The organism is Aeromonas sp. sif2416, from assembly GCF_019218665.1.
Lineage (GTDB): Bacteria > Pseudomonadota > Gammaproteobacteria > Enterobacterales > Aeromonadaceae > Aeromonas > Aeromonas encheleia.
On sequence record NZ_JAHUXC010000006.1, the window covers coordinates 241,931 to 252,655 of the forward strand.

Sequence of the window (10,725 nt, forward strand, 5' to 3'; positions counted from 1 at the left end):
GGTGGTTGCTCATGGGTGGCGCCAGCGCTGGGTGCGCTCCAGCAGGGTGCGACTGAGGTAGAGCTGCAGCAGCTTGATGCCGGCGGCGGCCAGCAGGATCAGGGTGGCCATGGCGGCGGCGGCGGCCGTATCGCCCGAGTCTTCCATGTTGAGCACTGCGATGGAGGCCAGCACGCTGTCGCTGGAGTAGAGGAAGATCACCGCCGAGGTGGTGGTCATGGCGTTGACGAACAGGTAGATGAAGATCTCCAGCAGGGCGGGCAGGCTGGCGGGCAGGGTGACGCGCCAGAAGGCCTTGAGCAGCGGGATGCGCAGTGAGATGGCGACCAGCTCCAGCTCCTTTGGCAACTGCTTTAGGCTGGTCAGCGCCGTCATGTGACCCACGGTGTAGTAGTGGATGATGCAGGAGAGCACCATCAAGGGCAGGGTGCCATACAGGCCGCCCAGCAGGCTGTCGGCCCGGTTGAAGAAGAAGATGTAACCCAGCCCGAGCACCATGCCGGGCACGGCCAGGGAGAGCATGGCGAGCAGGTGCATCAGCTGGCGCAGCGGGGCGAAGTGGCGTCCCTTCTCCTGCGCCCAGGCCAGCACCATGATGAGCAGGGTGCCGGTGATGGCGGTGAGGGCACCGAGCTTGAGGGTGTTGAGGAAGGGCTGCCAGCCGTAGACGCTGTTGCTGTCGAAGGCGTAGTGCTCCAGCGTCAGTGTCAGGTTGTAGGGCCAGAACTGCACCAGGGAGCCGTAGATGGCCATCCCCACCAGGGCCAGGAACAGCAGGGCCCAGAGGCCGCACCAGAGCAGTGCCAGCAGATCCCGCAGCCGATGGGGCGTGGGGCTATAGGGCACGGCCTTGCTGTTGCTCTGCTCCTGCATCTTGCTGCGCACCCTGTGCTCCAGCGCAAAGCTGAGCAGCGCCGGCAGCAGCAGGGTCACGCTGGCGACCGCCCCCAGGGAGAAGTTCTGCATGCCGATCACCTGGCGATAGATGTCGGTGGCCAGCACGCTGTACTGGCCGCCGATCACCTTGGCCACCCCGAAGTCGCAGATGGTCAGGGTGAACACGGCGATGGCTGCGCTCAGCAGGCCGTAGCGGGCGGTCGGCAGGGTGACGGTGAGGAAGGTGCGCCAGGCGGGGCTGCCCAGCACCCTGGCGGCCTCGTAGAGGCGGGCATCGCTGTGACCCAGCGCCGTGACCAGGATCATCAGGGCATGGGGGAAGCACCAGAAGCCGAGGCCGATGACGATGCCGATGGGGCCATAGATGCTCTCGCCCCCCAGCAGTCCCTTGGCGACGCCCTGGTTGCCGAACCAGTAGACCAGGCTGATGGCGGGCAACAGGGAGGGCATCAGCAGCGGGATGAGGCCGATCAACTTAAACAGGGACTTGCCGGGCATGCAGGTACGGGTGAGGGCATAGGCATAGCCGAAGGCGATGCAGACCACCAGCGTAGTGATGAGCAGGCCGAGCCAGAGGGTGTTGCCTATGGTGCGGCTCAGGTTGGGGGAGAGGAAGTAGTCCCGAAAGTTCGCGAGCCCCACCCAGTTGCCGTCCATGTCCTGCAGGCTCTTTTGCAGCATGGCGAGCAGGGGCAGCAGCAGGCCGCCGACCAGCAGGGCTATGCCCAGCAACAGCAGCGCCAGCTGGATGGCCCGATCGCGGCTCCCGCCGGCGAGGGCGCGTCGCCACCAGGGATGGACGGGGCGGGGAGCGAGGAGGGGGGCGTGCAGGGGGGCTGTCATGGGGCGGCCTCCTCAAACAGCTGCATGGCGTCGGCGGGCCAGTGCAGGGTGCAGGCCATGCCACTGCGCCAGTCGCTGCCCCCATCGTTGGGGCCTTGCACCAGCACCCGCTGGGGGCCCAGATAGGTTTGTGCCACGCAGATCAGCCGCTGGGCGGCGCCGAGAAACTCCACCTGCGCTATCTCGGCCTGCAGCCCTTGCCGCGCCGGGGGCGCCAGGCTGATGGCCTCGGGCCGGATGGCGAGCTGCAGCTTGCTGCCGGCGGCCGCCCGGTTCGCCAGGGTGAGCGGCTGCTCGTTGAGTCGCACCTGCTGCGGGCTCAGCACCAGGGCATCGAGGAAGTTCATGCTGCCGACGAAGCTGGCCACGAAGCGGCTCGCCGGCTGGTGGTAGATCTGCCTTGGCGTGCCTATCTGCACTATGGTGCCCCCCTCCATCACCACTATGCGATCCGCCATGGTCAGCGCCTCCTCCTGATCGTGGGTCACCATGATGGTGGTGATGCCGAGGCGTTGCTGCAGGGCGCGGATCTCGCTGCGCAGGTGGGTGCGCACCTGGGCATCGAGCGCACTCAGGGGCTCATCGAGCAGCAGCAGGCCGGGGGAGAGCGCCAGCGCCCTGGCCAGGGCGACCCTCTGCTGCTGGCCGCCGGAGATCTGGCTCGGGTATTTGTGGGACTGGGCGCCGAGGCCGACCAGTTCCAGCCAGTGTTGGACCGTCTCCCTGATCCGCGCCTTGTCGAGCCGCTGATTCTGCAGGCCGAAGGCGATGTTGTCCGCCACCGTCAGGTTGGGGAACAGGGCATAGGACTGGAACACTATGCCGAAATCCCGCTGCTGGGGCGGCAGCAGGGAGATGTCGCGACCCCCCTGCCAGATCTCGCCACTGCCCGGCAGATCCAGCCCGGCGATCGCCCGCAGCAGGGTGGTCTTGCCGCAGCCGGAAGGGCCGAGGAAGCAGACGAACTCCCCCTGCTCGATGGCGAGGGAGATATCCTTGAGGGCCTGGAAGGCCCCGAAGTGCTTGTTGAGGTGTTTGATGTCCAGATAGGGCCGGGTCATGATCAGACTCACTGCTGGTTTGGTATATACCAGTTTGAGTTTGAAGTGTGACCGAGGGATGACGGAAAGATGACAGGGCGGTGATGGCGGGTGACTCCCGCACAGGGGGGCTAGCAAAGAACAAGGCCGGCGGAGGCCGGCCTTGTGTGCGGGGTCACGGCGAGGGGATGCCTCACCCTTACTGCTTGGCCTCCGACTTGCCGTCGAAGCTGGCGGTCCACTGGGTCAGGATGGCGTTGCGCTCCCGGGCAGCCCAGGCGAAGTCATTCTTGATCATCTGGCCGTTGATGTCGGCCGGGTAGCCGGCCCTGGGCTTGGCCACCTGGGGGATGGCCACCACGGCGAAGGACTGGTTGTAGAGGCTGTTGGCCTGCTCGGTGGCGGCGAAGTCGAGCAACTGTCTGGCGGCTTCCAGCCTGGCGGTGCCCTTGATGATGGCCGCGGCCTCCATGTCCCAGCCGGAGCCTTCGCTCGGGAACAGCACCTCGATGGGGGCGCCCTTGCTCTTGAGGCTGGTGGCCGGGAAGTCGAACGAGATGCCGACCACCGTCTCGCCGCTGGCCGCCAGCTTGCAGGGGGCCGAGCCGGAATGGGTGTAGCGATCGATGTTCTGGTGCAAGCCGCTCATGAACTGCCAGCCCTGCTGCTCACCCATGGTCTGCAGCCAGCCCGCCACGCTCAGGAAGCCGGTGCCGGAGGAGCTGGGGTTGGGCATGATCACCTTGCCCTTGTAGATGGGCTTGGTCAGATCGGCCCAGCTCCGGGGGGCCGGGATCCCCTGCTTCTCGGCCTCGACCTTGTTGAAGCAGATGGCGCTGAAGAAGGCATCCAGCCCAATCCAGTGCGGCTCGGCCCTGGGATCGCGGAAGCGGCTGTCGAGTTTGTCCAGCCCCTTGGGGGCGTAACCCGCCAGCATCTGCTGCTGATCGAGCTGCATCAGACTGGTGGCCGCCAGGCCCCAGACCACGTCGGCCTTGGGCTGGGCCTTCTCGGCCAGCAGCCGGGCCGTGACCACGCCGGTGGAGTCCCGTACCCACTTGATGTTGATGTCGGGGTGCTGGCGCTCGAAGGCGGTCTTCAGCTCACTGAGCTGCTCCGGCTCGAAGGCGGTGTAGACGGTGAGATCGGTCGCGGCCATCACCGGGGCTGTCATGGCGGCCAGCAGCGCGCTCGCCAGCAAGGGGGTTCCCTGTTTCATCCTCTTCTCCATCAAAGTTGGTATAAACCAGATTGGTCGAAGCAGAGGCTAGGCAATCTTTATGACGCTCAGGTGACGGCCGTGTGACGTTTTGATGAGCTCAATCCAGGGTGTCGACATCGATCTCCAGGCTGTCGTGGCGCCAGTATTCCAGATCGAAGTCGAGCACCCGCCCGTGCTGATCGAAGTTGAGTCGCTCCAGGCGCAGGGCGGGCAAGCCGGCGGTGGCACCCAGCGCTTTGGCCACCTCGTCGGGCAGGGCGGTGGGGAAGAAGCGCACCTGCATGCGGGCGTAGTGCAGGCCGTAATGCACCTGGTAGAGCTCGGTCAGGCTGCCGGCCAAGTCCAGCTCGAGCAGGCCGGGCACCCGCTCCGGCAGGCAGTGGTTCTCGCAGTAACAGATGGCGCGCCCGTTGGCATAACGCAGCCGCTTGAGCAGGAAGAGGCTGTCAAAGGGCCTGAGCTGGAGCCGGCTCAGCAGGGCCGGCGGCACCGCCTGGCGGCTCTTCTCCAGCAGCTCGGTGCGTGGCTCACCGCCCTGTTCGCGCACTATCTGGTGGAAGTTGGAGGTGCGTCTGGGGTTGAGGCGAAAGCGCGGCGGGGTGACGAACCAGCCCCGCCGATCCTCCCGATAGATGAGGCCGTTGGCCTCCAGTTGCACCAGGGCCTCGCGAATGGTGACCCGGGTGGTGCCATAGAGTTCCCCCAGCAGCCGTTCGGAGGGGAGCTTGTCGTTGGCCTGCAAGCCTCCTGCCTGGATCTGTGTGGCGAGGGCATCCTTGATCTGCAGGTACTGCGGTTTGCTCATGGTGATCCTTGTCGGTGTCAAAGTGCTTGGTAGAGACCAGTTCTGGTCACTCCGCTCGGGATGACTAGATTATCGCGATGAGGGCGCCGAAAATGAATTTTTTGTTGCACGATAGGGCACCCCTTTGACCTGGGAGGGGGAGTTATCCAGAATATGCTCAATCTGGTATATACCAAATGGAGCGAGCCATGACCCACATTCCTGCAGCCCCCGCTGCCGTCGATTACCTGCTGTTGACCCCGGGCCCCCTCTCGACCACCCCCACGGTGCGCGCCGCCATGCTGCAAGACAGCTGCACCTGGGATGCGGACTACAACCTGGGGGTGGTGGAGCCCATCCGCCGCGAGCTGGTGCGACTGGCGACCACCCCGGAACAGGCGGCCGACTACGGCGCCGTGCTGCTGCAGGGCAGTGGCAGCTATGTGGTGGAGAGCGTGCTGGGCTCGGCGCTGGGGGCCGATGATGGCCTGCTGATCGTCAATAACGGCGCCTACGGCGCCCGCATGGGGGAGATGGCGCGCTGCCTCGGCCTGCGTCACCTCGAGCTCGATTGCGGCGAGACGGCGCGGCCCGAGGTCGCGGCCATCGAGTCTCTGCTCGGCCGGCACCCGGAGATCACCCACCTGGCCATGGTGCACTGCGAGACCACCACCGGCATGCTCAACCCGCTGGAGGAGGTGGCGGCGCTGTGCCGGCGCCGTGGCATTCGCCTCATCGTCGATGCCATGAGCAGCTTTGGCGGCATCCCCATCGATCTGGGCCGCCTCGGCATCGAGTTTCTCATCAGCTCCGCCAACAAGTGCATCCAGGGGGTGCCGGGCTTTGGCTTCGTCATCGCCCGCCGCGCCGCGCTGGCGGCCTGCGCCGGACGGGCCCGCTCCGTCTCCCTCGATCTGCACGCCCAGTGGCAGACCATGGAGCAGCAGGGGGGCAAGTGGCGCTTCACCTCGCCGACCCACACAGTGCTGGCCTTCGCCCAGGCGTTGCGGGAGCTGGAGCAGGAGGGGGGGATCGCCGCCCGCCATCGGCGCTATCAGGAGAACCAGCGCACCCTGGTCGCCGGCATGGCGGCCCTGGGATTTGAGCCCCTGCTGCCCGCGCCCTGGCAATCCCCCATCATCACCGCCTTCCATTCGCCGACCCATCCCGACTACCGCTTCGCCGATTTTTATCAGCGCCTCAAGGGCCAGGGCTTCGTCATCTACCCGGGCAAGGTCTCCCAGGCAGACTGTTTCCGCATCGGCAACATCGGCGATGTGAGCCCGGTCCGGGTGCGCGAACTGCTGGCCGTCATGGCCGAAGCCTGCTACTGGCAGGAGGGTGTGCTATGAGCAGCCATGCCAGCCTGCCCGGCGGCGGCCTCGCCGATACCGAAGGGGACATCAACCTGGGGGAGGCGCGCCAGCGCTGGTGGGCGGCGCAAAGCGAGCCGGTACGGGAAGGGCTGGCCGAGGATGGCCGCTATTTTCTGCATCAGGCGCTCTCCACCCCCTGCCTGGATCTGCTGGCGGGGGCGCAGGGGACTGTGTTGACCAGCGTCTCCGGCAAGCAGTACCTCGACTTTCATGGCAACAGCGTCCATCAGCTCGGTCATGGTCACCCTAGTGTGGTGGCCCGGGTGCAGCAGCAGCTGGCGGATCTGCCCTTTGCCCCGCGCCGCTACACCCACCCGGTCGCCATCGAGTGCGCCCGCACCCTGGCGGAGCTGGCGCCGGGGGATCTCAACCGGGTGCTGTTCGCCCCAGGTGGCAGCGAGGTGGTGGGGATAGCCCTCAAGCTCGCCCGCTTCATCACCGGCAACAGCAAGGTGGTGTCACTGTGGGATGCCTTTCACGGCGCCTCCCTCGACGCCATCTCGGTCGGCGGCGAGGCCTGCTTCCGGGCGGGGATGGGGCCGCTGATGGCCGGGGTCGAGCGGATTCCACCCCCCACCCGCTATCGCGGCGTCTGGTATCGCGGCGAGGGGGAGGATCTGCACTACGCCGACTACCTCGAGTACGTGATCGAGAAGGAGGGGGGGATAGGCGCCTTCATCGCCGAGCCCATCCGCAACACCGACGTGCAGGTGCCGTCGCGGGCCTATTGGCAGCGGATCCGCGAGATCTGCGATCGCCACAAGGTGCTGCTGATCGTCGACGAGATCCCCAACGCCCTCGGTCGCACCGGCCACTGGTTCAGCTTCGAACAGTTCGGCATCGAGCCCGACATCATTTGCCTCGGCAAGGGCTTGGGGGGCGGCGTGGTGCCGTTTGCCGCCCTCATCACCCGGGATCGCTTCAATCAGGCGGCCGCCATCTCCCTCGGCCACTACACCCACGAGAAGAGCCCCATCGGCTGCGCGGCGGCGCTCGCCACCATAGCGGTGATCCGGGAGGAGGGGCTGCTGGCCAAGGTGCGGGAGGATGCGCTCTTTATGGAGCGAGAGTTGACGGCACTGATCGACCGCCATCCGCTGATCGGCCAGGTACGGGGAACCGGCCTGCTGTGGGCGCTGGATCTGGTGGAAGATCACCAGAGCCGGACCCGGGCCAGCCAGGCGGCGGAGCAGGTGCTCTACCGCTGCTTGGCACTCGGCCTGAGTTTCAAGGTATCCCAGGGCAATGTCATCCAACTCTCTCCCCCACTCACGGTCAGTCGTGCCGAACTCGCGCACGCCATCGTCATTCTCGATCTGGCGCTCGGCCAGGTCGAAGCCTCACTGGAACAGGAAACCCCCCATGTCTGCCAAACAACTGTCTGTTAAACCAGAGTCTGATGTACAAGCGCTGATCCTCGACTGGGCCGGCACCGTGGTCGATTTCGGCTCCTTCGCACCGACCTCCATCTTCGTGGAGGCCTTCGCCCGGTCCTACGACTTCCCCGTCACCCTGGACGAGGCGCGCCAGCCCATGGGCCTTGGCAAGTGGGATCACATCGCCACCCTGGGTCGCCTGCCCTCGGTGGATGCCCGCTGGCAGGCCCGCTTCGGCCATCCCATGAGTCGGGAGGAGGTGGATCACCTCTACCACACCTTCATGCCGCTGCAGATCGCCGCCGTGGCCCGCTTTGCCGCCCCCATCCCCGGCGTCTTGCCGGTGCTGGCGCGCCTGCGCGAACAGGGGCTGCGCATCGGCTCCTGCTCAGGCTATCCCCGCCCTGTGATGGAGGCCCTGGTGCCGGCGGCGGCTGAGCACGGCTATCGCCCGGATCACTGGGTGGCCACCGACGATCTCAAGGCCGGCGGTCGTCCCGGCCCCTGGATGGCGCTGGCCAACGTGATTGAACTGGGGATCGATGCCGTGCATCGCGCCATCAAGGTGGACGATGCGGTGCCCGGTATTGCCGAGGGGCTGAACGCCGGCATGTGGACCGTGGGGCTGGCCGTCTCCGGCAACGAATTTGGCGCCACCTGGGAGGAGTTTTCGGCCATGAGTGACGACGAGATCACCGCGCGACGCACCCCGGCCGAGGCCAAGCTGCGGCAGGCGGGCGCCCACTATGTGATAGCCACCCTGGCCGATATCGAGCCGGTGATTGCCGATATCAACCGCCGTCTGGCGAGGGGGGAGTGCCCCGCCTGACACGACCATGAGGGCGCGATGAACTCGTTGCGCCGAGTGATAATGAAGCAAGGCGCCCACCCGGGCGCCTTGCTTCATTATTTGTCTGACTCTAGGCCAGACAGACCCTGCCAAGCCACGTGGCCCTCCCTCAGCGAGGGTGATTGCACCGCTCGGGGGACCATGGATAAGGTGATGCAGGTTTAATGTAGTGATGTTTTCGTGGTTTTTAAGTTCATTTGGTGTGAATTAAATATAAACATCCATACAATATATTGTAAAAATTAATTTTTCTGAAATTTTATGGAATCTGTCAGATCTGACCACCGGTGGTACCCTCCACCTATCCCTACAATCCAAGTGACTCAAGCACCTGGTTTTTTTCGTTTTTGTAGCACACATGTTTCACGTTATTAACATGTGATTCAGCACCCATTGGGGTTCATGCTGAACAATATGGCTACCGTTTGAAAGCAGCATCATGACATGGATACATCTGACGCATTAGATTTCATCTCCCGGTTCGATCAAGCCGGCGATGAACGCACCATAGTGGCGCTGTTGCGCCAATTGACGGTACAAATGGGGTTTGATCATTTCCGACTGGCCCTTATTTTTCCCAATACCATACAGCGACCGGATGTCACCATCTTCAACGGCTGCCCGCCTGCCTGGGTGGAGGCCTATACCAAGGCAAATTTTTTTGCGATAGATCCGGTCGTGCTACGCGGCATGGTGCAGAGCACCCCCATCCTGTGGGCGGATCTCATGGAGGAAGGGGCCTGTGATGAGCAGAGCCTGGCGGTCATGAGGCTGGCACAGGAGGCAGGGCTACGCGACGGCATCACCTTCCCCTGGCATGGTGCAAACGGCCATGTCGGCCTGCTCTCCCTGATCACCCGTGAACCCCGTACCGAGCAGCAGTGGCTGGCCGCCGTGCCGGCGCTGACCTGGCTCTCCATGCATATCTTCGAAGCCGTGGCGCGGGTGTGTCTGGTGGGCTTGTCTCCCCATGATGCCCTGAGCCTGCGTGAGCTGGAGGTGTGCCGCTGGGCGGCCGAGGGCAAACAGAGCAGTGACATAGCGCAGATACTCGGCATTACCCCGCGCACTGTGACATTCCATCTGAACAATGTGGTCGCCAAGCTGGGGGCAAGCAGCAAGTGTCAGGCGATTTCCTGGGCGCTCAAGCAGGGGGTCGTCAGGCTAAATGTCGAGCTGGCCTCGGTCGCCAATGTGGATGAGCGGTAGTGATTTAGTCTGCATGGCGCAACTGTTTGCGCGATGTACAAGATATTGCACTGGTCAGGCAACGGGTGGTGGTTTAAAGAATGGAAAACCACAACTTGTTGCGCCGCGAGGCTGGGCGTTTGAGGTGCTGTTTTTATAACACATTGAAATAATTGAATTAAATGGAGTGGCATGGTCGCTGCTAATGGTTAGGTCGAGTGTCATTACCGTTCAACCAATCAGGAGCATACTCATGCCAACTCCATGTTATATCAGCATCGAAGGTAAAACCCAGGGCAACATCACCGCCGGTGCCTTCACCTCCGACTCCGTCGGCAACATCTTCGTGCAGGGCCATGAAGACGAGATGCTGGTGCAAGAGTTCCAGCACGTCGTTACCGTACCGACCGATCCACAATCCGGTCAGCCGGCTGGCCAGCGTGTCCACAAGCCGTTCAAATTCACCGTCGCGCTGAACAAGGCCGTGCCGCTGATGTACAACTCCCTGGCCTCCGGCGAGATGTTGCCGAAAGTGACCCTGAAGTGGTACCGCACCTCGGTCGAAGGCAAGCAGGAGCACTTCTTCTCTACCGTGCTGACCGATGCCACCATCGTCGACATCGACTGCCAGATGCCCCACTGCCAGGATCCGGCGAAGTCTGACTTCACCCAGCTGATCCAGGTCTCCCTGGCCTACCGCAAGATCGATTGGGAACATACCGTTGCAGGTACCTCGGGTGCCGATGACTGGCGTGCCCCGATCGAGGCTTGATCCTCGATTTTGTAGCAGGTCCTTCCTTGTAGTGCATTTTTGGGCCTGGCCGTCGCAGTGTCAGCGATGGTCAGGCCTGTGCAAGCTTTCTCCAGCCTGTCTCAGGGATTTGGCTGGAGCTTTTGTATTTTGCCATATGACCGCTGGCATCGGTCTTATTGCAAAGCACAACAGAGGTCAGTCGTGATGTGTCCCACTATTGCATTGCTCGGTGACATCGGCACCGACCACGAGGGGTTTCACCCCTCTTCGGTGATTGCCGCGAGCCCGAATGTCTTCCTCGACGGTAAGCCGGTGGCCCGTCAGGGTGACCCGCTGGCGCCCCACGACAAACCCAACAATCCTCCCCATCCGCGCAGCATCTCGGGTGGCGTTGG

The 10,725-nt window shown here is 64.0% G+C and carries 10 protein-coding genes; 6 read left to right on the forward strand and 4 right to left on the reverse strand.

Annotated elements, in window-relative coordinates; translation table 11 throughout:
• Positions 1-9 precede the first annotated feature (9 nt).
• The 4 genes from KW821_RS13805 to phnR form a co-directional block, all read right to left on the reverse strand.
• On the reverse strand, positions 10-1,740 hold the full coding sequence (locus KW821_RS13805) for a putative 2-aminoethylphosphonate ABC transporter permease subunit (RefSeq protein WP_218291846.1): 1,731 nt from the start codon (positions 1,738-1,740) through the stop codon (positions 10-12).
• On the reverse strand, positions 1,737-2,801 hold the full coding sequence (locus KW821_RS13810; protein ID WP_218291847.1) for a putative 2-aminoethylphosphonate ABC transporter ATP-binding protein: 1,065 nt from the start codon (positions 2,799-2,801) through the stop codon (positions 1,737-1,739). The genes KW821_RS13805 and KW821_RS13810 overlap by 4 nt, the downstream gene beginning before the upstream one ends.
• A 178-nt stretch (positions 2,802-2,979) precedes the next feature.
• Entirely contained in the window at positions 2,980-3,999 is a 1,020-nt protein-coding gene (locus KW821_RS13815) for a putative 2-aminoethylphosphonate ABC transporter substrate-binding protein (protein WP_218291848.1), read from the reverse strand.
• 100 nt (positions 4,000-4,099) lie between these two features.
• Complete coding sequence (gene phnR, locus KW821_RS13820; protein ID WP_218291849.1) at positions 4,100-4,807, reverse strand: phosphonate utilization transcriptional regulator PhnR; 708 nt, start codon at positions 4,805-4,807, stop codon at positions 4,100-4,102.
• Positions 4,808-4,995: 188 nt separating this feature from the next.
• Here phnR and phnW point away from each other — a divergent pair, with 188 nt between their 5' ends.
• From phnW to KW821_RS13850, 6 genes are all read left to right on the forward strand, one after another.
• Positions 4,996-6,138 carry a 2-aminoethylphosphonate--pyruvate transaminase gene (gene phnW / locus KW821_RS13825; RefSeq protein WP_218291850.1) on the forward strand — a complete coding sequence of 381 codons (1,143 nt, stop codon included), beginning with the start codon at positions 4,996-4,998 and terminating at the stop codon, positions 6,136-6,138.
• On the forward strand, positions 6,135-7,550 hold the full coding sequence (locus KW821_RS13830; RefSeq protein WP_218291851.1) for an aspartate aminotransferase family protein: 1,416 nt from the start codon (positions 6,135-6,137) through the stop codon (positions 7,548-7,550). Before phnW ends, KW821_RS13830 begins: the two co-directional genes overlap by 4 nt.
• A complete protein-coding gene (gene phnX / locus KW821_RS13835) occupies positions 7,525-8,367 on the forward strand; it encodes a phosphonoacetaldehyde hydrolase (RefSeq protein WP_218291852.1) in 843 nt (280 codons plus the stop codon). Before KW821_RS13830 ends, phnX begins: the two co-directional genes overlap by 26 nt.
• 465 nt (positions 8,368-8,832) lie before the next feature.
• Positions 8,833-9,597 carry a LuxR family transcriptional regulator gene (locus KW821_RS13840; RefSeq protein WP_042654113.1) on the forward strand — a complete coding sequence of 255 codons (765 nt, stop codon included), beginning with the start codon at positions 8,833-8,835 and terminating at the stop codon, positions 9,595-9,597.
• A 232-nt stretch (positions 9,598-9,829) separates the two neighbouring features.
• Complete coding sequence (hcp1, locus tag KW821_RS13845) at positions 9,830-10,348, forward strand: type VI secretion system effector Hcp1 (protein ID WP_010634822.1); 519 nt, start codon at positions 9,830-9,832, stop codon at positions 10,346-10,348.
• A gap of 186 nt (positions 10,349-10,534) precedes the next feature.
• Positions 10,535-10,725: PAAR domain-containing protein (locus tag KW821_RS13850; RefSeq protein WP_218291853.1), on the forward strand; the 191-nt coding region annotated here is incomplete at its 3' end.

Bases quoted from the DNA above. Each gene is read 5' to 3' on its own strand.
- KW821_RS13805 (WP_218291846.1), bottom strand. From the start codon at position 1,740: ATGACAGCCCCCCTGCACGCCCCCCTCCTCGCTCCCCGCCCCGTCCAT.
- KW821_RS13810 (WP_218291847.1), bottom strand. From the start codon at position 2,801: ATGACCCGGCCCTATCTGGACATCAAACACCTCAACAAGCACTTCGGG.
- KW821_RS13815 (WP_218291848.1), bottom strand. From the start codon at position 3,999: ATGAAACAGGGAACCCCCTTGCTGGCGAGCGCGCTGCTGGCCGCCATG.
- phnR (WP_218291849.1), bottom strand. From the start codon at position 4,807: ATGAGCAAACCGCAGTACCTGCAGATCAAGGATGCCCTCGCCACACAG.
- phnW (WP_218291850.1), top strand. From the start codon at position 4,996: ATGACCCACATTCCTGCAGCCCCCGCTGCCGTCGATTACCTGCTGTTG.
- KW821_RS13830 (WP_218291851.1), top strand. From the start codon at position 6,135: ATGAGCAGCCATGCCAGCCTGCCCGGCGGCGGCCTCGCCGATACCGAA.
- phnX (WP_218291852.1), top strand. From the start codon at position 7,525: ATGTCTGCCAAACAACTGTCTGTTAAACCAGAGTCTGATGTACAAGCG.
- KW821_RS13840 (WP_042654113.1), top strand. From the start codon at position 8,833: ATGGATACATCTGACGCATTAGATTTCATCTCCCGGTTCGATCAAGCC.
- hcp1 (WP_010634822.1), top strand. From the start codon at position 9,830: ATGCCAACTCCATGTTATATCAGCATCGAAGGTAAAACCCAGGGCAAC.